This window comes from Streptomyces sp. Root1304, assembly GCF_001426405.1.
GTDB lineage: Bacteria > Actinomycetota > Actinomycetes > Streptomycetales > Streptomycetaceae > Streptomyces.
In genome coordinates this window covers 961,404-981,599 of sequence record NZ_LMEP01000012.1, presented here as the reverse complement: position 1 = coordinate 981,599, position 20,196 = coordinate 961,404, and the positions used below count along the sequence as shown (strand labels likewise).

The following is a 20,196-nucleotide window of genomic DNA, read 5'->3' as shown; positions in this document are numbered from 1 at the left end:
ACGGGGGCAGGTGTCCCTGTTCCGGAAGGCCGAGGAGGGCCGGGTGACGACCTATGACGATCGAGCGAGCCTCACTGATCTGACCACCACCGTGGAGCGTGTCCGCAGGTCGGTGGAGAGCGTGATCGAGGGCAAGCCCGAGGTCGTACGGCTTTCGCTGACCGTGCTGCTCGCCGAGGGACACCTCCTCATCGAGGATGTCCCCGGCGTCGGCAAGACCATGCTCGCCAAGACCCTGGCCCGGTCCATCGACTGCTCGGTGCGCCGCATCCAGTTCACCCCCGACCTGCTGCCCTCGGACGTCACGGGCGTGTCGATCTTCGACCAGCAGCGCCGGGACTTCGAGTTCAAGCCGGGCGCGATCTTCGCGCAGATCGTGATCGGCGACGAGATCAACCGCGCCTCGCCGAAGACGCAGTCCGCGCTCCTGGAGTCCATGGAGGAGCGCCAGGTCACCGTCGACGGCCAGACCTACGAGCTGCCCAGCCCGTTCATGGTGGTCGCCACGCAGAACCCGGTCGAGATGGAGGGCACGTACCCGCTGCCCGAGGCCCAGCGCGACCGCTTCATGGCCCGGGTCTCCATCGGCTACCCGAACGCCGAGGCCGAGCTCCGGATGCTCGACGTGCACGGCTCGGTCTCCCCGCTGGACGACCTCCAGCCGGTCGCCCACGCCCACGACATCCTGAAGCTGATCGAGGCGGTGCGCGCGGTCCACGTCGCCGATTCCGTACGCCGGTACGCGGTCGACGTCGTCGCCGCCACCCGCACCCACGCCGACCTGCGGCTCGGCGCCTCGCCCCGGGCCACGCTGCACCTGCTGCGGGCCGCGAAGGCCTCCGCGGCGCTGAGCGGTCGCGAGTACGTGCTGCCCGACGACCTCCAGGCCCTCGCCGCGCCCGTCCTCGCCCACCGGCTGCTGCCGACGGCGCAGGCCCAGCTGAACCGGCGCACCGCCGAGCAGGTCGTCCAGGACATCCTGCAGCGCACCCCCGTGCCGGCCACCACCCCGCCCGCCGGACCGCTCTACGGCCAGCAGCCCGGCGCCCGGCGGCTGTGATGAGTGGCTCCGCCGTGCCGGACGGACAGCGGGGCGACGAGGACGACCGGGGCGGTCTGCGGACCGCCTTCGGCGGTCTCACCACCCGCGGCCGTTCCTTCCTCGCCGCCGGGGTGGCCGCCGCCGCCTGCGCGTACGTCCTCGGCCAGGCCGATCTGCTGCGCGTCGGGCTGCTGCTCGCCACGCTGCCGCTGATCTGCGTCCTCGTCCTGCACCGCACCCGCTACCGGGTCGCGGCCTCCCGCCGGCTCACCCCGCAGCGGGTGGAGGCGGGCTCCGAGGCCCGGGTGCAGCTGCGGATGGAGAACGTCTCCAAGCTGCCCACCGGGCTCCTGATGCTCCAGGACCACGTGCCGTACATGCTGGGGCCCCGCCCCCGCTTCGTCCTCGACCGGGTCGAGGCGGGCGGGCGCCGCGAGGTGTCCTACCGGGTCCGCTCCGACCTGCGCGGCCGCTTCCCGCTCGGGCCGCTCCAGCTGCGGCTGAACGACCCCTTCGGGATGTGCGAGCTGACCCGGTCCTTCAGCGCGTACGACACCCTCACCGTGGTGCCCAGGACGGAGGCCCTGCCGCCGGTGAAGCTCGTCGGCGAGGCCCTGGGACACGGCGACGGACAGCAGCGCTCGCTCGCCCTCGCCGGCGACGACGACATCATCCCGCGCGCCTACCGCCACGGCGACGACCTGCGCCGGGTGCACTGGCGCTCCACCGCCCGCTACGGCGAGCTGATGGTCCGCCGCGAGGAGCAGCCGCAGCGGGCCCGCTGCACCGTCCTGCTCGACACCCGCCGGGTCGCCTACCAGGGCTCCGGCCCCGACTCCGCCTTCGAGTGGGCGGTCTCCGGCGCGGCCTCCGCCCTCGTCCACATGCTGGAGCGCGGCTTCGCCGTGCGGCTGGTCACCGACACCGGGAGCACGGTGCCCGGCGACGGTTCGGAGGGCTTCTCCGCCCCGGCGCAGGACTCGGCCGAGGCGGCCGGTCTGATGATGGACACCCTCGCGGTGGTCGACCACTCCGAGGGCGGCGGTCTCTCCCGCGCCTCCGACCGGCTGCGCGGCGGCGACGAGGGACTGCTCGTCGCCTTCGTCGGCGACCTCGACGAGGAGCAGGCGGCGCTGACCGCCCGGATGCGCGGCCGCGCCGGTGCGGCCGTCGCCTTCGTCCTGGACTCCGGGACCTGGCTGACCGGCGGCGCCGTGACCGGGGCCGTCGAGGACCGGGTGCGTCAGCTGCGGGAGGCCGGCTGGACGGCCCTGGCCGTACCGCCGGGGGCCCGGCTCGCCGACCTGTGGCAGCAGGCCGCCGGAATCCGGGCCGAGTCGGCCGCCGACACCTACGGAGGATGGTCATGAGCGGGCGCACACGGCTGACCCTGGCCGCCTGGGCCGCCACTCTGATGGGCGCCGGAGCACTGCTCCCGCTGGTGAAGCCGGCGACCTGGATCTTCACGGCGGCCTTCGTCCTCGCCCTGGTGAGCGGGGTGGGCACGCTGGCCCGACGGGCCCCGCTGGCCCGGCCGCTGACGGTGCTCGCCCAGCTCGTCGTCACGCTGCTCGTACTCACCGCGCTCTTCGCCGGGAAGCAGGCAGTCCTCGGGTTCCTGCCGGGCCCGCAGGTCTTCACGCACGCCGCCGAGCTGTTCCGGGCGGGCGCCGAGGACGTCGGGCGGTACGCGATCCCCGCCCCGGACACCGAGGGCATCCGGCTCATGCTGGTGGGCGGTGTCATCGCGATCGGCATCCTCGTCGACACCCTCGCGGTCACCTTCCGCAAGGCGGCCCCGGCCGGTCTGCCGCTGCTCGCCCTGTACTCGGTCGCGGCCGGGCTCTCCGGCGGCGGCGCGGGCTGGCTCTGGTTCCTCCTCGCGGCCTCCGGCTATCTGCTGCTGCTCCTCGCGGAGGGCCGCGACCGGCTCTCGGCGTGGGGCCGGGTCTTCGGCGGAGCCCAGCGCTCCGGCCGTTCCGGGTCCGCCGTCGCGACCGGCGGCAGTGCCTTCGCACCGGCCCGCACGGGCCGCCGGATCGGCGCCGTGGCCATGGGCGTCGCGATGGTCGTGCCGTTCGCGCTGCCCGGTTTCAGCGGCGGTCTGCTCGGCGGCGGCAGCGGCGAGGGGACGGGCGGCACCGGCAAGGGCGGCACGATCTCGGCCGTGAACCCGCTGGTCTCCCTGCAGAACAACCTGCGCCAGCCGGAGGACCGGGAGGTCCTGCGCTACCGGACCAACGCCCGCGAGACCTCCGGCATGTATCTGCGGCTCGTCGCGCTCGACCAGTTCGACGGCACCTCGTGGAAGTCCTCGGTCCGCCCGATCGAGGACGTGCCCAAACAGCTGCCCTGGCCGCAGGGACTCGGCCAGGACGTCCGTACCACCGAGGTGACCAGCAACTTCGTCGCCTCCGAGGGGTACGAGCAGAAGTGGCTGCCGATGCCGTACCCGGCCGCCCGGGTCGACATCGGGGGACGCTGGCGGTACGAGCCGACCGGGCGGATGCTCGTCGGCGACGACAAGCAGACCACCAGGGGCGCCCGCTACCAGGTCGCCAGCCTCGACGTGCAGCCGACCTCCGAGCAGCTGGCCTCGGCCACGGCCGCCCCGGAGGCGCTGCGCCGCGAGTACACCAAGGTGCCCGCGTCGCTGCCGGAGGACGTGCGGAGCACGGCCCTGAACGTCACCAAGGGCGCCCGCAACGACTACGAGCGGGCGGTGAAGCTCCAGGACTGGTTCGCCCGGGACGGCGGCTTCCGCTACGACGTCGACGTGGAGTCCGGCACCGGGGTGCAGGCGATCTCCCGGTTCCTGAAGGACAAGGAGGGCTTCTGCGTCCACTTCTCCTTCTCGATGGCGGCGATGGCCCGCTCGCTCGGCATCCCGGCGCGGGTCGCGGTGGGCTTCATGCCGGGCACCACGCAGACCGACGGATCGGTCTCGGTCGGCATCCGTGACGCGCACGCCTGGCCCGAGCTGTACTTCGAGGGGGCCGGGTGGACCCGGTTCGAGCCGACGCCCTCGCGCGGCTCCACCCCCGCCTACACCAGGGCCGTCGCGCCTTCGGGCACGGCCACCGGTCCCGCGCGGCCCGAGCAGAGTGCCTCCGCGCAGCCGTCCGCCGCGCCGAGCGCCTCGGAGAGCTGCACGCCGAAGATGCGCCGCCTCGGCGACTGCGGCCCGGACGCGGCCGCGGCCGGCGCGGCCTCGGACGGCTCGGGCCCTGACCCGCTGACGGTGTTCCTGGTGACGCTCGGGATCCTCGTCGTCCTCGCGCTGCCCTTCGTCCCGCTGTTCTGGCGGACCCGGGTACGGGCCCGCCGGCTCGGTCCGGCCGGGGCCCGCGGCCCCGAGGAGGCGGCGGCACGGACGCTCGCGGTCTGGGAGGAGATCAACGACACGGCCTGGGACTACGGGGTCGAGCCGGACGAGGCGCGGACGCCGAGGACGACGGCGGCCCGGATCGTCCGCCTGGGCGAGCTGGGCGGCGAGGCCGAGGCCGCGGTGCACCGGGTGGCAGGGGCGGTGGAGGAGGTGCTGTACGCGCCGCGTCCGGTGCCGGTCGCGGGCCTCGCGGAGGAGGCGGCCCGGATCCGGGCGGGCTTCCACGCGGGGGCGGACCGCCGCACCCGCCTCCGCGCCCTGCTCGCCCCGCGCTCGGCGGTCCGGCTGCGCTGGTCGGCCTCGGCCGGCTGGTCGCGGACGGCGACGGCGTGGTCGGTGTGCCGCCACGAGCTGGTGACCCGGGTGACGGCCCCGTTCCGCAGGGCTCCGCGCGAGACGGGCTGACGGCGGACGGGGTGAGGGGGCTCGTCGCCACGAGCCCCCTCGGCCCGGCTCCGGGTACGACCGAGCCCCGTGGGGTCCGCGCTGAGGCGCGGGCTCCACGGGGCTCGGTCGTACAGAGGGGTGCGGGGCCTCCGCTCAGGGGGCCGTCAGTGGCCGCCGCCCTGCTCGTCGCGGCGGCGCTGCCACCGCTCTTCCATCCGGTTCATCATGGAGCGTCGCTGCCGGGTCTGACGGCCTCCGGCCGCCATTCCGCCACCACTGGCCTGCTGCTCACCCGGCTTGGGCGCCTTGCGCCATCCGGTGACGGCCAGGACCGCGCAGCCCAGCATGACGAGGAATCCCACCACGCTGATCCAGATCTGCTGTGCGACCATTCCGGCCATGAGGAGCGCGATACCCACCAGGAAGCCGGCGACCGCTTGGTAGACCCGTCGCCGGGTGTACGTACGCAGTCCGCTTCCCTCGAGCGCTGTCGCGAACTTGGGATCTTCGGCGTACAGCGCTCGCTCCATCTGCTCGAGCATTCGCTGCTCGTGCTCCGAGAGCGGCACGGAGTCCTCCTAGTCGTCGGTCGCGGGGGCGACCGGTTTGCGGCCCTTTCAGGATAGGCAGGGAATCGCCCCCGTGAAACCCGCCCTCACTACCGAATAGCCAATCCGGGCCGCCATGCGGATCGGTTGCTGAGGCGTTGATTCCCCAGCCCCTCGTCCGTCATGCCGGATGCTGTCCCCCGATCATACGGGGCGGAGCCCCTTACCGGGCGGGCTGTGGCGTACTCCATGGAGCACCACCGCCCGCACCGCCGAACGGGTGACCGTCCCGGTCAGGCGCGCTTCTCGCCCAGCACGTGCAACTGGGTGGCGATGGCGTGGAAGGAGGGCAGCTCGGCAGCGGCCGCCTCCAGCTTGAGCAGGGCCTCGGCCGCACCGGGTTCGGTGTCGACGAGGACGCCGGGGACGAGGTCGGCGAAGACCCGGACGCCGTGCACCGCGCCGACGTCGAGACCGGCCTCGTCGGCCAGCTCGGTGAGCTGCTCGGCGGTGAAGCGCCGGGGTACGGGGTCGCCGGCGCCCCAGCGGCCGGCCGGGTCGCCGAGGGCGTGCCGGGCCTCGGTGAAGTGGCCGGCCAGGGCACGGGCCAGGACGGCGCCGCCGAGGCCGGCGGCGAGCAGGCTGAGGCTGCCGGCGGGGCGGAGCGCCGCGACGGCGTTCCGCACGCCCTCGGCGGGGTCGTCGACGTACTCCAGGACGCCGTGGCAGAGCACGGTGTCGTAGCTCTCGCGCCCGACGACGTCGAAGAGGCCGCTGATGTCCCCCTGGACGCCGGTGACGAGGTCGGCGACCCCGGCCTCGGCGGCCCGGCGCTCCAGCGCGAACAGGGCGTTGGGGCTGGGGTCGACGACCGTGACCCGGTGGCCGAGGCGGGCGACCGGCACCGCGAAGTTGCCGGAGCCGCCGCCCGTGTCGAGGACGTCGAGGCCGTCCTTCCCGGTGGCCTCGACCCGGCGGTCGAGGGCGTCCTTGAGGACGTCCCAGACGACGGCGGTGCGCAGGGAGGCGCGCGACGGGCGCGACGTCGCCTCTCGACCGAAGACAGGGGAAGGGTCCGGCACGGCTGTTGACTCCTCGGTGACGGGTACGGACGTTCCCCACCCTATGGCCTGGTCCCCCGCTTTCGGATCATCCTCCCGCCTCGTCCGCCCCCGGCTGACGGGGCAGCACCGGCTGGAGGGCGAGCAGCCGCTCGACCAGGCGGAGGAAGAGCGCGGCGTCCCTGAGCAGGTCGTCGGCCTCGCGCCGGGTCGCGGCGCTCGCGATCCCGGCCTCGGCGCGGGCCCGGCGCTGGGCTCCGGCGGCGAAGAGGGCGCTCCACTCGGTCAGCTCGGGCGCCAGCTCGGCGAGGAGTTCCCAGGCGCTCCGTATCCGCTGCCGGCGGCGGGGGTGGGTCTCGGGTCTGGCGCGGGCGGCGAGCACGGCGGCGGCGGCCCGGAGGGCGGCGAGGTGCGCGGCGGCGTACCGCTCGTGGGGGCGGTCGAGGCCGGCCGCCTCGGCCAGTCCGGCGCGGGCCTTGGCGAGGAGGTCGAGGGCGGCGGGCGGGGCGGTGGTGCGGCGCGGGACGGGGTGGATGTCGGACGCGGGTCCGGACCGTGCGGGAGCGGGGCGGCCGTCGGAGTGGCGGCGGGGCGCGGCTGCTGCGGAAGGGCTTGCCATGACGAGTCCTCCTGTCGTCGCGTGACGGCCTTGTGGCCGTATGTGTTCATCGTGCACCGCCCCACTGACAATCGCGCTGACCTGGGGTTTTGCCTCAACTCCCGGCGCGGGGTAGTTTTTGAACTGACCAGTCAGTTCAAAATGGGGAATCGGGGGGTGGGCCCGTGGGAGCGGAAGCCGAGGAGCGGCCGCACGGCGCCGCCGTCGTCGCGGACGGGTTCGGACTGAAGGGGCCGCGCGGCTGGGCCTTCCGGAAGGTTTCCTTCCGGGCCGAGCCGGGTGCGCTGGTGGCGATCGAGGGACCGTCGGGATCGGGCCGCACCTGTCTGCTGCTCGCGCTCACCGGCCGGATGAAGGCCAAGGAGGGCACCGCCGAGGTCGGCGGTCTGCCGCTGCCCCGGAAGATGGCGGCGGTGCGGCGGATCAGCGCCCTCGGGCAGGTCCCCGGCGTCAGCGAGCTCGACCCCGCCTTCACGGTCGCCGAGCACCTGCGCGAGCGGGCCCTGCTCCAGCGCCGGTTCGACGGTTCCTTCCGGACCCTGCTGCTGCGCCCCGCCGAGCGGGCGGCGACGGCCCGGGCCCGGATCGAGGAGGCCGTGACGGCCGCCGGTCTCGACCTGGCCGCCCTGCCGAAGGGCGAGCGGACCTCCGTACGGGACCTGGAGCGGCTCGAAGCGCTCCGGCTCTCGATCGCGCTGGCCCTGATCGGCCGGCCCCGGCTGCTCGCCGTGGACGACACGGACCTGAAGCTCTCCGACGCCGACCGGGCGGAGGCGTGGGCGCTGCTGCGGTCCCTGGCCGCCGCGGGCACGACCGTCCTCGCCGTGTGCAGCGAGGCCCCCGAGGACGCCCTGCGCATCACCACCCTCGACGGAGCGGCCGAGGCGCAGACGCCCGGTCCGGACACCACCGAGGGCGGGACGCCCGAGCCGGAGACGGCCGGGCCCGCGTCCGCCGCCAGGGGCGGGAGCACCCCCGGGACCGGCACCGGGGACGACACCGAAGACACGACCGAGGAGGGGGCGGCCGATGCGCTCGCCGAAACTGGCCGCGCTTGAGCTGAGGCGCTTCGGCAGGGGAAAGCTGCCGCGCGCCGCGCTCGTCGCGATCCTGCTGCTGCCGCTGCTATACGGCGCCCTGTACCTGTACTCGTTCTGGGACCCGTACGGCAGGCTCGACAAGATCCCCGTCGCCCTCGTCAACGAGGACCGCGGCGCCACCGCCGACGGCAAGTCGATCCACGCCGGCGACGACATCACCGAAGGCCTCCTGGAGAGCAAGACCTTCGACTGGCACCGGGTGAGCGACGCCGAGGCCCGCAAGGGCGTCGAGGACGGCACGTACTACCTGTCCCTGACCATGCCCGGCGACTTCAGCTCCCGCATCGCCTCCAGCTCCGGCGACGCGCCCGAGACCGGCGCCCTGCGGGTGCGGACCAACGACGCCAACAACTACATCGTCGGCCAGATCTCCCGGACGGTCTTCTCCGAGGTGCGCACCGCCGCCTCCACGAAGTCCTCCCGCACCTTCCTCGACAAGATCTTCGTCTCCTTCTCCGACATCCACGACGCGACCGCCGAGGCCGCCAAGGGCGCGGGCGACCTCAAGCAGGGCGTGGACAAGGCGAAGAAGGGCTCCAAGAACCTGGCGGACGGCCTCTCGACCGCCAAGACCGGCAGCGGCGACCTCGCCGCCGGCCTGAAGAAGCTCGACAAGGGCGCGAAGGACCTGGAGAGCGGCTCCCGCAAGGTCGCGGACGGCACCCAGGCCCTCGCCGACAAGGTGAACGGCACCGCCGACAAGGTCCGCCCCTATCTCGCGGACAACGGCCGGTCGATCCGTGACACCGCCCGGCTGGTCTCCGACTCCGCCACGGCCGTCCGCCACAACCTGGACGACCTGGTGAAGCGCGCCCCGCTGATCCGCACCGCCGCGCACAAGGCCGACACCGACCTGGCCACGCTCCACCGCGAGGAGTGTGTGGACAGGCCGGAGCCCGACACCCGGGTGTGCGGGGTCCTCAAGGAGGCGACGGTCACCGCCGGGGACGTGGCGGTCATCGCCGACGACGTCCACCAGCTGACCAAGGACAGCGGCGGCGACCTGAAGACCCTGGACGCCCGGCTCGTCACGCTCAAGAAGCAGGCCGACGAACTGGCCGCCCGCGCCCCGCACCTCGACGAGGACGTGGAGGGCGCCGTCAAGAAGATCAACGAGCTCAACGCGGGCGCGAAGAAGGTCGCGGCGGGCGCGGACCGGCTGCACACCGGCATCACCGACGCCAAGGCCGGCTCCGTGAACCTCGACACCGGCGTCGGCAAGCTGAAGAAGGGCGCGGGCGACCTGGACGGCGGCCTGTTCAAGCTGGCCGACGGCTCCGGAAGCCTCGCCGCCGGCCTGAAGGACGGCGTCGGCCGGATCCCCGACTACGACCAGCAGGACCGCGACCGGCGCACCGAGGTCATGGCCGACCCGGTGCGGCTGGCCTCCCAGTCGCTGCACAAGGCGCCGAACTACGGCACCGGTTTCGCCCCGTACTTCATCCCGCTCTCCCTCTGGGTCGGCGCGATGGTCGCGTACATGATCATCCAGCCGCTGAACCGCCGGGCCCTCGCCGCGGGCGGCTCCGCCTGGCGGATCGCCCTCGCGGGCTGGCTCCCGGTGGCCGCGCTCGGCGTCCTCCAGGTCGGCGCCCTCATGTCGGTCCTGCACTGGGGCCTCGGCCTCCAGATGGACCGGGCCGCCGGAACCGTCGGCTTCCTCGCCGTGGTCACCTGCTGCTTCGCCGCGATCATCCAGTGGCTCAACGCCCGCTTCGGCGCGGCCGGCCGCATCCTGGTGCTCGCCGTGCTGATGCTCCAGCTGACCTCGGCGGGCGGCACCTACCCCGTCCAGACCAGCCCGGCCTTCTTCAACGCGATCCACCCCTTCCTGCCGATGAGCTACGTGGTCGAGGCCCTGCGCCGGCTGATCACGGGCGGCGGGATCGGGCCCGTCTGGCAGGCCTGCGCGGTCCTGACCGCGTTCACGGTGGGTGCCCTGGCCCTGACCGCCGTCTCGGCCCGCAAGCGGCAGGTGTGGACGCTGGACCGGCTCCACCCCGAACTGACCCTGTGAGACGCGGCCGGTGACGCCCGCCGCACCTGTGAGAATCGAGCCCATGGACAGCAGCAGCACCCGACGCCAGGCCACGCGCGCGAAGCTCTACGAAGCGGCGGTCACCCTCATCGCGGAGCAGGGCTTCTCCGCGACGACCGTCGACGAGATCGCGGAGCGGGCCGGCGTGGCCAAGGGCACGGTCTACTACAACTTCAAGAGCAAGACCGAGCTGTTCGAGGAGTTGCTGCGCCACGGGGTCGCGCTGCTCGCGGCCTCGCTCCGCTCGGCGGCCGAGGAGACCGCCGAGCGCGGCGGGAGCCGGGTCGACGCGCTGGACGCGATGATCCGGGCGGGTCTCGTCTTCATCGACCGCTACCCGGCCTTCACCCAGCTGTACGTGGCCGAGCTGTGGCGCACCAACCGGGCCTGGAACTCGACGCTCCTGGTGGTCCGCCAGGAGGCCGTCGCGGTGGTCGAGGGAGTGCTGCGCGACGGGGTCGAGGCCGGTGAGCTGAGCGACGACATCGACGTCCAGCTGACGGCGGCGGCCCTGGTCGGCATGGTGCTCGTGGCGGCGCTCGACTGGCAGGCCTTCCAGAGCGAGCGTTCGCTCGACGACGTGCACGCGGCGCTCTCCCGGCTGCTGCACGGCCGGGTCGGCGGCCGGTAGCGCGCGGCACCCGCCGACAGAGGGACACGCACGGAGAAGGCCGGTGCGACGCGGCTCGATCCCCCCGAGCCCCGCCGCACCGGCCTTCTCCGTACAACGCCGTACGTCCGCGCGCTCTCCGCACGCTTCCGCACTCCCCCGTGACACCCCCGTGCCCCGTAGCGGCAGGCGCGCGGCCCCGGTTCCGCGGCCCCGTGTCCGCGGTGCCCGGAGCCGCGCCCCTTCCGTGGACTCCACTCTTCCGCCTGGGCGGTGCCGAGCCCATCCGCGCACCTACTCATCTCGCCCCCTAGGTACGGGTACTCAGTGCTGGTTACGATCGCCGACGTGTCCGTACTCCCCCTGGTGTTCACCAGCGGCTGGGCGAGCGGGATCAACGCGTACGCGGTGGTCCTGCTGTTCGGCGTCTTCGGCGCGACCGGGCTCACCGACGAGGTGCCCGAGTCCTTGCAGCGCACCGATGTCCTCGTCGTCGCCGGCGTGCTGTTCCTCTGCGAGGCGGTGGCGGACAAGATCCCGTACGTCGACTCGATATGGGACTCCGTCCACACCGTGATCCGGCCGATCGCCGGCGCCGTGGTCGGGGCCCTGCTCGCCGGGCAGAACGGCTCGCTGCCGGAACTCGCGGCGGGCGCGGTCGGCGGTTCGACGGCCCTGCTCAGCCACTTCGTCAAGGCGGGGACGAGGATGGCGGTCAACACCTCGCCCGAACCGTTCTCCAATGTCGCGCTGAGCCTGGCGGAGGATCTCGGGGTGGCGGCGATCGTCACCTTCGCGGTCTTCCATCCGGTGGCGGCGGCGGTCGTCGCGGCCGTCCTGCTCGCCCTGGGCCTGGCGATACTGGTCTTCCTCGCCCAGCGGATCCGGCGCTTCCTGCGCCGCAGGTCGCAGCGCCGCGAGGAGCGGCGGCTCGCCGACGTAGGGGGCCGCGTCCGGGACCGGCCGCCGTCCGGGAGCGGGGACGGGGACGGCTCGGAGCACTTCTGATCCCGCCCCGCGCTCCGGGCCCGTCCGGGGCCGTCGGAGCCGCCGGATAGGGTCGCTGACATGGCACGGATTGTGGTGATCGGCGCGGGACTCGGCGCCATGTCGGCGGCGGCCCGGCTGGCCGTGGCGGGCCACCGGGTGACGGTGTACGAGCGGACGGCGACGTACGGCGGCGCGGTCGGCCGGTTCGAGCGGGACGGGTTCGCCTTCGACACGGGCCCGGGGCTGCTGCACCTGCCGGCCGTCTACCGGGACCTGTTCGTGAAGACCGGCAAGGAACCGCTGGAGGAGTGCGTCACGCTGACGCAGGTCGACCCGGCGAGCCGTCACGTCTTCGCCGACGGCACCCGCGTGGACCTGCCGAACGCCTCCCGGGCCGGCACGGTCGCCGCCCTGGACGCGGCGCTCGGCGCGGGCGCGGGCGAGCGCTGGGGCGCGTTCCTGGTGCGGGCCCGCGAGGCCTGGGACCGCACCCGCCGCCCGCTCCTGGAGGAGCCGCAGCCGAAGGACTCCGCGCCGCCGGCCGCCGACCCGTACCCGGCCCTGAAGGCGGGTCTGCTGCGCCGCCCGACGACCACACTGGCGCAGATCGGGACGCGGGAGCTGCGCGATCCCCGGCTCGTCGCCCTGCTCGACGCGTACGCCTGGACGTACGGCTTCGACCCCGCCACCGCCCCGGCCTCGGCCGCCGTCCTGCCGTACATGGAGCAGACCTTCGGCAGCTGGTACGTGGCCGGGGGGCTGCGGTCGCTGGCCGACGCGGTGTACGAGCGGTGCCGGAAGCGCCGGGTCGAGTTCGTCTTCGGCTCACCCGTCGAGGACGTCCTGGAGAAGGACGGCCGGGCGGTCGGTGTCCGGCTGGCCGGCGGGGAGACCGTCGAGGCCGACCACGTCGTCTCGGGCGCGCCGGTGCCCGCCCTCTACCGGGACCATGTCGTCGAGTGGGGCCACGGCGACGACCGGCCGCACCACCAGACCGTCCTGACGGGCAGGGTGACGGTCTGTCTGGCCCTGCGCGGCGCCCGGGAGGCGGAGGCGGTCCACCGCACGGTCGTGCACGCGGAGGGCGGGCGGCCGACGGTGACGGTGCTGCGGCCGGACGACCCGGCGCTGCACCCGGAGGGCGGGTACGAGTCGGTGACGGTCACGGCGACCGTGCGGACCTCCCCCGGGCAGGACGGGGAGGCCTTCGCCGACCGGATGGTCGAGGCGGCGGGCCCGGCGGTCCCGGGGCTCGCGGAGCGGCTGCTGTGGCGGCACGTCCGCACGCCGGAGGACGTACGGCGGGACACCGGCGCCGCCGAGGTGCCGGGGCCGGCGCTGGCCGGGGCCCGGGGGCTGCTGCTGCCCGCCGACAACCGCTCGCCGCTGCCGGGGCTCTGGTTCGCGGGCGGCTGGTCGCACCCGGGAGGCGGTCTCGCCCACGCGGGCATGTCGGGCGCGCTGGTGGCCGGGCTGATCGTGGAGGGCGCGGACTTCCGCGGCTCCCAGTAGGGGCTGCCCGGACGGGCCCGGGGGCGTCGGGGGCCGGGGGCCCCCGACGGTCGCTCAGTACCGGTACTGCTGCTGGTCGTCCGGGTGCGCTTCCCAGCCGTACTGCTGGGCGCCCTGCTGCTGCGGGGGCTGCTGGGGCTGGACGGGCTGGTCGGTGTCGCGCTGCTGCGGGACCCAGACCCCGCCGGGCGGCGTGTCGTAGGTGTACGAGGGGGCGTAGGAGTCGCCGTAGTACGTGCCGTACTGCTGGGCGTCCGTGCCCGGACCGATGTACGGGTCGGAGTAGGCGGCGTACTGCTGCTGGCCCGCGGTGTCGTAGCCGTAGGCCGGCTGCTGCTGGTCGTAGGCCGGGGCGTACGGGTCGTGGCCGGGGGTCGCGTACCCCGTCGTGTAGCCGGTGTCGTGGGCGGCGGCACCCTGGCCGGCGTCGTGGCCCGTGCCGTGCCCGCCGTAGACCCCGTACTGGCCGGTGTCCTCGGGCAGCGGCAGGGGCTCGTAGACCGCGGTGGTCTCGGCGGCGGCCGGTTCGCCCTGGCCGGGGAACGGGGACTCCTCGTCCTCGTAGGACAGCTCGGTGACCTCAAGGGTGGGCCCGGCCTGCGCCGGACCGCCCGAGCGGCGCCGGCGGCTGGCACCCGGGCTGCCGCCGATCGCCCAGCCGGTGGAGAAGCCGCGGCGGAAGGAGAGCGTCACATAGGTCTGGCCGACCGCGAAGGCCACGGCACCGGCGACGATCACCGCCACCGAGGGCAGCAGCACGCCGAAGACCACGCCGACGAAGCCGGTGAAGGCGAGCAGGCGCCAGCGCAGCCGCGCCTTGTACTGGAGGAGCACCTCCCCCAGCAACCACAGCGCAACCACGCCGAACGCGATGTAGAGGACCGTCCACCCCATGCCCCGCCGCCCCTCTCCACGGTCACCGCCGCGGGTCGGGGCGGGTACGACCGGTCACGACTGCTGGTGCAGTCCGAGATTCTCGTAGATCTCGAGCGTCGCGGTGGAGCTGTTCAGCGTGATGAAGTGCAGTCCGGGGACACCCTCGGAGAGCAGCCGCGCGCAGAACTCCGTCGCGAACTCGATACCGATGGAGCGTACAGCGGCGGGATCGTCCTTGACGGCGAGGATGCGGTCTTTCACATCCGGGGGGAAGGCCGCGTTGCTCAACTGGGGCAGCCGGTCGAGGGTCTTGACGTTCACGACGGGCATGACCTCGGGGATGATCGGGGTCTCGCAGCCCGCCTTGGCGACGCTGTCCCGGAGCCGCAGATAGGCCTCCGGGTCGAAGAACATCTGGGTGATGGCGTAATCGGCGCCCGCGCGGCACTTGTCCACGAAGTGCCGGATGTCCGCGTCCCAGTCGGTGGACCGGGGGTGCATCTCGGGGAAGGCCGCGACTCCGACGCAGAAGTCGCCGGACTCCTTGATCAGCCGGACCAGGTCGGCGGCGTACTTCACGCCCTCGGGGTGTTCGATCCAGTCGCCCAGCGGGTCGCCCGCCGGGTCGCCGCGCAGCGCGAGCATGTTGCGGATGCCGGCGTCGGCGTACTGGCCGAGGACGTTGCGCAGCTCGGCGACCGAGTGGTCGACGGCGGTGAGGTGGGCCACCGGGGTGAGCGTGGTGTCGGAGGCGATCTTCTGGGTCGCCTTCACGGTGCCGCCGCGGGTGGTGCCGCCCGCCCCGTAGGTCACGGAGACGAAGCTCGGCCCGACGGCCTCGACCCGGCGCATCGCGTTCCAGAGGACCTGCTCGCCCTTCTCGGTCCGGGGCGCGTAGAACTCGAAGGAGTACGACGTGCCGCCGGAGGCGAGGATCTCGCGGACCGTGCGGGCGCGGTCCGAACGGACGGAAGCGGTACCAAGGGCCATACGGGCAGGTTAGACGGGGTCCGGCGAGCGGCGTCAACGGTGTCCGAGTGATGGACACCTTTTCGGACACACCTCGGCCGGGACACGCCTCACGACCGGGGCCGCCCGGAGTCCCCCGCGCGGGGCGCTACGCCCCGGCGCGCTCCCGCACCCGCTTGGCGAGCGCGGCCGTCGCCGCGGCCGGGTCATCGGCCTCGGTGATCGCCCGGACGACGACGATCCGCCGGGCCCCGGCGTCCAGGACCTCGTCGAGGTTGGTCTCGTCGATGCCGCCGATGGCGAACCAGGGCCGGTCCTGGGCGAGGCCGGCCGCGTACCGCACGAGGCCGAGGCCCGGCGCGTACCGCCCCGGCTTGGTGGGGGTGGGCCAGCAGGGCCCGGTGCAGAAGTAGTCGACGCCCGGTTCGACGGCGGCCGCGGCGGCCTCGCTCTCGGCGTGGCAGGAGCGGCCGATCAGGACCTCCTCGCCGAGGATCGCGCGGGCGGCGGGCACGGGCAGGTCGCCCTGGCCGAGGTGGAGCACGCCGGAGCCGATGGCGTGGGCGACGTCGGCCCGGTCGTTCACCGCGAGGAGCCTGCCGTGGCGGCGGGCGGCATCGGCGAAGACGGCCAGGTGCTCCAGTTCCTCGCCGGCCTCCATGCCCTTGTCGCGGAGCTGCACGATGTCGACACCGGAGGAGAGCACGGCGTCCAGGAAGTCGGGCAGGTCGCCCTGGCGCTTCCGGGCGTCGGTGCAGAGGTAGAGCCGGGCGTCGGCGAGCCGCTCACGAGGCGTGGGCATGGGTGGGTTCCCCCCGTCGGTGTCGCCGGTGCCGCGGCGGCCGGCCCGTCGGGGGCCGGTCGCCGCGACACCCGCTGATGGTGTCTTCGGTGCGTGCGGGCGTCAGAGGGCGAGCGCCTGGGCGCGGCGCTTCACCTCCGTGCCACGGTTCTCGTTGAGCGCCTGCGCGGGCGTGCCCGGCAGGCTCTCGTCCGGAGTGAAGAGCCACTCCAGCATCTCCTCGTCGGTGAAGCCGTCGTCCCGCAGCACGGTCAGGAGCCCGACGAGCCCCTTGACGATCCTGTCCTCCTGGATGAAGGCGGCGGGGATCTGCAGGGCGTTGTTCTCGCCGCGGCGCACGGCGATGAGCTGGCCTTCCTTGATCAGCTGCCGCACGCGCGTCACCTCGACATCGAGCATCTCCGCGATGTCGGGCACGTAGAGCCAGGCGGGGACGAGCGCATCGATCTTTACGTCAATCTCGGTCACAGGACAAGCCTGCCATCCCGGACTGACAGCCGGTAGTCGGGCCCTACCTGACCGCCGCCTTCAGGGGTACGGAGGGGTCCGCCGCCCGGGCGGGGTCGACGGCGGTGGCCGTCTCGATGAGCTTGCGGCCCTGGGCCAGATCGCGGGGGCGGCCGACGGCGAGCAGGGCGACCGGCACGCCGTCGCGCAGCCAGAGCACCGACCAGGCCTCGTCCGCCGGGTCCCCGCGCCAGAGCAGCTCGTCCGCGTGGGCGTGGTGGCCCGCGTACTGGACGAAGCGGCCGAACTGCTCGGACCAGAAGTACGGGACGGGGTCGTACGGGGCGTCGCCGGCGCCGGTGATCTCCCCGGCGACCGTGCGGGGGCCCTGGAGGGCGTTGTCCCAGTGGTGGACGAGGAGCCGCTCGCCGTAGCGGGCGGAGGGGAAGGAGGCGCAGTCGCCGACGGCGTACACATCGGGCAGGGAGGTGCGCAGCCGCTCGTCGGCGGTGACGGCGCCGCCCGGGTCGAGGGCGATGCCGGAGCCGGCCAGCCAGCCGGTGGCGGGGCGGGCGCCGATGCCGACGACGACGGCGTCGGCGGGCAGCTCGCGGCCGTCGGCGAGGACGACCCGGCCGGGTTCGACGGTGGCCACGCGCGCGTGGGTGAGGAGTTCGGCGCCGTTCGCCGCGTACCACTCGGCCATCGGGGTGGCGACCTCGGCGGGCAGCGCGCCCGTGAGGGGGAGGCCGGCGGCCTCGACGACGGTGACGGCGCAGCCCGCGGCGCGCGCGGCGGTGGCGAACTCGGCGCCGATCCATCCGGCGCCGACGACCACGACGTCGTGCCGGTGCTCCAGGACGGGTCCGAGGCGCACGGCGTCGTCGAGGGTGCGCAGCAGGTGGACCCCGGGGACGCCCTCGCTGCCGGGCAGGGTGACGGGCTGGGCGCCGGTGGCGACGACCAGGGCGTCGTAGCCGACGGGCCCGGCCTCGGTGTCGACCTCGTGGTCGGCGGCGCGCAGCCCGGTGACGTCCAGGCCGAGGCGGAGTTCGACGCGGAGGTCCTCGAAGTCGATGTCGAAGGCGGAGTCCTCGGCCTTGCCGAGGAGGACGGCCTTGGAGAGCGGGGGCCGGTCGTAGGGCTGGTGGGGTTCGGCCCCGATGAGGGTCACGGGGCCGGTGAAGCCCTGCTCGCGCAGGGCGACGGCGGTCTGGACGCCCGCCATCCCGGCGCCGACGATCACGACATGCTGCTGGGCCTGCTTCTGCTCGCTCACCCGACCACCTTACGCATCTGACGGACCGTCAGGAAGGGAGGGGTCTGGGACCGCACCGGGCCTGCGGTTAGTCTGGCGGGCGTAAAGCACTCGCGGGAGCCCGGACGCACCGGGCTGAGAGGGAGGCTGGGACGGCCTCCGACCGTACGAACCTGATCCGGGTCATGCCGGCGAAGGGAGGGGCTGGACGCCCATGCGTTCTTCCGAAGTCCACGCACCAGACGCCCACGCACCAGACGCCCACGTGGCCGATCCTCATGCGACCGATGCCCGGGCGCCCGAGGTCCGGGCGCCCGAGGCCCGCCCGACGGACGTCCGCCCGACCGCGACCGACGGGGACGGCCCCCGGACGTCCGACGTCCTCGTCGTCGGCGGCGGCGTCATCGGTCTCGTCACGGCCTGGCGGGCCGCGCTGCGCGGCCTGCGCACCGCCGTCGTGGACCCCGACCCCGGCGGCGGCGCCGCGCGGGTCGCGGCCGGGATGCTCGCCGCCGTCACCGAACTCCACTACGGCGAGGAGACCCTGCTCGGGCTCAACCTCGCCTCCGCCGCCCGGTATCCGGCGTTCGCCGCCGAGCTCCGGGAGGCGACCGGCCACGACGTCGGCTACCGCGCCTGCGGCACCCTCGCCGTCGCCCTCGACGCCGACGACCGCGCCCACCTGCGCGAACTGCACGCCCTCCAGACCCGCTGCGGGCTCACCTCGGAGTGGCTCAGCGGCCGCGACTGCCGCCGTCTGGAACCGATGCTCGCCCCGGGGGTGCGCGGCGGGCTGCGGGTGGACGGCGACCACCAGGTCGACCCGCGCCGGCTCGCCGCCGCGCTCCTCGTCGCCTGCGAACGCGCCGGGGTGGTCTTCCACCGCTCCCTCGCGCGGAGCCTGACGGTGGTGCGCGACCGGGCGCGCGGTGTGGTGCTCGACGACGGCCGGGAGCTGACGGCCGGCCAGGTCGTGCTCGCCGCGGGCAGCCTGAGCGGGCGCCTCGCGGGCGTGCCGCCCGAGGTGCTGCCGCCGGTCCGCCCGGTGAAGGGCCAGGTGCTGCGGCTGCGGGTGCCCGCCCCATACGCCCCCTTCCTCTCCCGGACCGTCCGGGCCGTCGTGCGCGGCAGCCACGTCTATCTGGTGCCCCGCGAGAACGGCGAGCTGGTCGTCGGCGCCACCAGCGAGGAACTCGGCTGGGACACCACGGTCACCGCCGGCGGGGTGTACGAGCTGCTCCGGGACGCCCACGAGCTGGTCCCCGGGATCACCGAGCTGCCGCTCACCGAGACCCTGGCGGGCCTGCGCCCCGGCTCCCCCGACAACGCGCCGCTGCTCGGCCCCACCGCCCTGCCCGGCCTGCACCTGGCCACCGGCCACTACCGCAACGGGGTGCTGCTGACCCCCGTCACCGGCGACGTCATGGCCGAGGCGCTCACCACGGGCGCCCTCCCCGACGAGGCGCGCCCCTTCACCCCCCGCCGTTTTTCCCGTACCTCTCCCGTACGTCAGGAGCAGCCCGCATGAACGTGTCCGTGAACGGAGAGGCCCGGGTGCTCTCCGGCCCCCTCTCCCTCGACGCCCTCGTCGCCACCCTGACCACGTCCCGCTCCGGGGTCGCCGCCGCCCTCAACGAGACGGTCGTGCCGCGCGGCGAGTGGGCCCGGACGCTGCTCGGCGAGGGCGACCGCGTGGAGGTCCTCACCGCGGTGCAGGGGGGCTGAGCGCGATGTCCGACGACGTGTTCACCCTCGGGGGTACGGAGTTCTCGTCCCGCCTGATCATGGGCACCGGCGGGGCGCCCAGCCTCGACGTGCTCGAACGCTCGCTGACCGCCAGCGGCACGGAGCTGACCACCGTCGCGATGCGGCGGCTCGACCCGACCGTCCAGGGCTCGGTCCTCTCGGTCCTGGACCGGCTCGGCATCCGCGTCCTGCCGAACACGGCGGGCTGCTACACGGCGGGCGAGGCCGTCCTCACGGCCCGGCTGGCCCGCGAGGCGCTCGGCACCGACTGGATCAAGCTGGAGGTCGTCGCGGACGAGCGGACCCTCCTGCCCGACGGGGAGGAGCTCCTCGCCGCGGCCGAGACCCTGGTCGACGACGGCTTCACCGTCCTCCCCTACACCAACGACGACCCGGTCCTCGCACGGAAGCTGGAGGACGTGGGGTGCGCGGCGATCATGCCGCTCGGCTCCCCCATCGGCTCGGGCCTCGGCATCCGCAACCCGCACAACTTCCAGCTGATCGCGGAGCGGGCCGGGGTGCCGGTGATCCTCGACGCGGGCGCGGGCACCGCCTCGGACGCGGCGCTCGCGATGGAGCTGGGGTGCGCGGCGGTGATGCTGGCCTCGGCGGTGACCCGGGCGCAGGAGCCGGTGCTGATGGCCGCGGCGATGCGGCACGCGGTCGAGGCGGGCCGGCTGGCCCACCGGGCGGGCCGCATCCCCCGCCGCCACTTCGCCGAGGCGTCGTCCCCGGTGACGGGCCGCGCCGCGCTGGACCCGGAACGCCCGGCGTTCTGACCGGCGGGGCGCCGGGGCCGCCGG

Annotated in this window: 19 protein-coding genes and 1 riboswitch; of the genes, 11 read left to right on the top strand and 8 right to left on the bottom strand. The window is 74.3% G+C overall.

The annotated features are described in order from the left end of the window. Positions 1-43: 43 nt before the first annotated feature. The 3 genes from ASD33_RS17265 to ASD33_RS17255 are packed head-to-tail and all read left to right on the top strand — an operon-like array spanning position 44 to position 4,835. Positions 44-1,060 carry a MoxR family ATPase gene (locus tag ASD33_RS17265; RefSeq protein WP_056561554.1) on the top strand — a complete coding sequence of 339 codons (1,017 nt, stop codon included), beginning with the start codon at positions 44-46 and terminating at the stop codon, positions 1,058-1,060. After that, on the top strand, positions 1,060-2,412 hold the full coding sequence (locus ASD33_RS17260) for a DUF58 domain-containing protein (RefSeq protein WP_056561550.1): 1,353 nt from the start codon (positions 1,060-1,062) through the stop codon (positions 2,410-2,412). Before ASD33_RS17265 ends, ASD33_RS17260 begins: the two co-directional genes overlap by 1 nt. Continuing rightward, positions 2,409-4,835, top strand: a complete 2,427-nt coding sequence (locus ASD33_RS17255) for a DUF3488 and transglutaminase-like domain-containing protein (protein ID WP_056560575.1) — start codon at positions 2,409-2,411, stop codon at positions 4,833-4,835. Before ASD33_RS17260 ends, ASD33_RS17255 begins: the two co-directional genes overlap by 4 nt. A gap of 146 nt (positions 4,836-4,981) precedes the next feature. Here the strand turns inward: ASD33_RS17255 and ASD33_RS17250 are convergent, their stop codons facing one another. The 3 genes from ASD33_RS17250 to ASD33_RS17240 form a co-directional block, all read right to left on the bottom strand. Continuing rightward, complete coding sequence (locus ASD33_RS17250; RefSeq protein ID WP_056560572.1) at positions 4,982-5,386, bottom strand: DUF3040 domain-containing protein; 405 nt, start codon at positions 5,384-5,386, stop codon at positions 4,982-4,984. Positions 5,387-5,658: 272 nt separating this feature from the next. Continuing rightward, on the bottom strand, positions 5,659-6,447 hold the full coding sequence (locus ASD33_RS17245; RefSeq protein ID WP_056560569.1) for a methyltransferase: 789 nt from the start codon (positions 6,445-6,447) through the stop codon (positions 5,659-5,661). 67 nt (positions 6,448-6,514) lie between these two features. Further along, positions 6,515-7,045, bottom strand: a complete 531-nt coding sequence (locus tag ASD33_RS17240) for an SAV_6107 family HEPN domain-containing protein (RefSeq protein WP_056560566.1) — start codon at positions 7,043-7,045, stop codon at positions 6,515-6,517. 164 nt (positions 7,046-7,209) lie between these two features. Here ASD33_RS17240 and ASD33_RS17235 point away from each other — a divergent pair, with 164 nt between their 5' ends. The 5 genes from ASD33_RS17235 (at position 7,210) to ASD33_RS17215 (ending at position 13,295) form a co-directional block, all read left to right on the top strand. Further along, complete coding sequence (locus ASD33_RS17235; protein ID WP_056560563.1) at positions 7,210-8,103, top strand: ATP-binding cassette domain-containing protein; 894 nt, start codon at positions 7,210-7,212, stop codon at positions 8,101-8,103. Beyond that, a complete protein-coding gene (locus ASD33_RS17230; protein ID WP_056560561.1) occupies positions 8,075-10,162 on the top strand; it encodes a YhgE/Pip domain-containing protein in 2,088 nt (695 codons plus the stop codon). Before ASD33_RS17235 ends, ASD33_RS17230 begins: the two co-directional genes overlap by 29 nt. A 43-nt stretch (positions 10,163-10,205) precedes the next feature. After that, positions 10,206-10,814 (top strand): TetR/AcrR family transcriptional regulator, encoded by a 609-nt coding sequence (locus tag ASD33_RS17225; protein WP_056560558.1) that lies wholly within the window; start codon positions 10,206-10,208, stop codon positions 10,812-10,814. Positions 10,815-11,141: 327 nt separating this feature from the next. Continuing rightward, on the top strand, positions 11,142-11,801 hold the full coding sequence (locus ASD33_RS17220; protein WP_056561549.1) for a DUF4126 domain-containing protein: 660 nt from the start codon (positions 11,142-11,144) through the stop codon (positions 11,799-11,801). Positions 11,802-11,861: 60 nt separating this feature from the next. Further along, positions 11,862-13,295 carry an NAD(P)/FAD-dependent oxidoreductase gene (locus tag ASD33_RS17215; RefSeq protein ID WP_199863532.1) on the top strand — a complete coding sequence of 478 codons (1,434 nt, stop codon included), beginning with the start codon at positions 11,862-11,864 and terminating at the stop codon, positions 13,293-13,295. Between the two features lie 54 nt (positions 13,296-13,349). On the opposite strand, the gene ASD33_RS17210 is transcribed toward ASD33_RS17215, so the two are convergent. The 5 genes from ASD33_RS17210 to ASD33_RS17190 form a co-directional block, all read right to left on the bottom strand. Further along, positions 13,350-14,189 carry a hypothetical protein gene (locus ASD33_RS17210; RefSeq protein ID WP_056560555.1) on the bottom strand — a complete coding sequence of 280 codons (840 nt, stop codon included), beginning with the start codon at positions 14,187-14,189 and terminating at the stop codon, positions 13,350-13,352. A gap of 54 nt (positions 14,190-14,243) precedes the next feature. Beyond that, positions 14,244-15,161, bottom strand: a complete 918-nt coding sequence (gene metF, locus ASD33_RS17205; RefSeq protein ID WP_056560552.1) for a methylenetetrahydrofolate reductase [NAD(P)H] — start codon at positions 15,159-15,161, stop codon at positions 14,244-14,246. Between the two features lie 127 nt (positions 15,162-15,288). Then, a complete protein-coding gene (gene thiE, locus ASD33_RS17200) occupies positions 15,289-15,942 on the bottom strand; it encodes a thiamine phosphate synthase (RefSeq protein ID WP_056560550.1) in 654 nt (217 codons plus the stop codon). Between the two features lie 102 nt (positions 15,943-16,044). Next, on the bottom strand, positions 16,045-16,410 hold the full coding sequence (locus tag ASD33_RS17195) for an Rv2175c family DNA-binding protein (RefSeq protein WP_056560547.1): 366 nt from the start codon (positions 16,408-16,410) through the stop codon (positions 16,045-16,047). Positions 16,411-16,453: 43 nt separating this feature from the next. Beyond that, on the bottom strand, positions 16,454-17,668 hold the full coding sequence (locus ASD33_RS17190; RefSeq protein ID WP_056560544.1) for an FAD-dependent oxidoreductase: 1,215 nt from the start codon (positions 17,666-17,668) through the stop codon (positions 16,454-16,456). Positions 17,669-17,750: 82 nt separating this feature from the next. Continuing rightward, positions 17,751-17,864, top strand: a riboswitch (TPP riboswitch). A 48-nt stretch (positions 17,865-17,912) separates the two neighbouring features. On the opposite strand from ASD33_RS17190, the gene thiO reads away from it, so the two are divergent. Genes thiO through ASD33_RS17175 form a run of 3 tightly spaced genes read left to right on the top strand, consistent with a single transcriptional unit; the run spans position 17,913 to position 20,172 of the window. Next, a complete protein-coding gene (gene thiO, locus ASD33_RS17185) occupies positions 17,913-19,175 on the top strand; it encodes a glycine oxidase ThiO (RefSeq protein WP_079044822.1) in 1,263 nt (420 codons plus the stop codon). Next, positions 19,172-19,372 carry a sulfur carrier protein ThiS gene (gene thiS / locus ASD33_RS17180; RefSeq protein WP_056560541.1) on the top strand — a complete coding sequence of 67 codons (201 nt, stop codon included), beginning with the start codon at positions 19,172-19,174 and terminating at the stop codon, positions 19,370-19,372. The genes thiO and thiS overlap by 4 nt, the downstream gene beginning before the upstream one ends. Before the next feature lie 5 nt (positions 19,373-19,377). After that, positions 19,378-20,172 carry a thiazole synthase gene (locus tag ASD33_RS17175; RefSeq protein ID WP_056560539.1) on the top strand — a complete coding sequence of 265 codons (795 nt, stop codon included), beginning with the start codon at positions 19,378-19,380 and terminating at the stop codon, positions 20,170-20,172. The last annotated feature ends 24 nt before the right edge of the window (positions 20,173-20,196 follow it).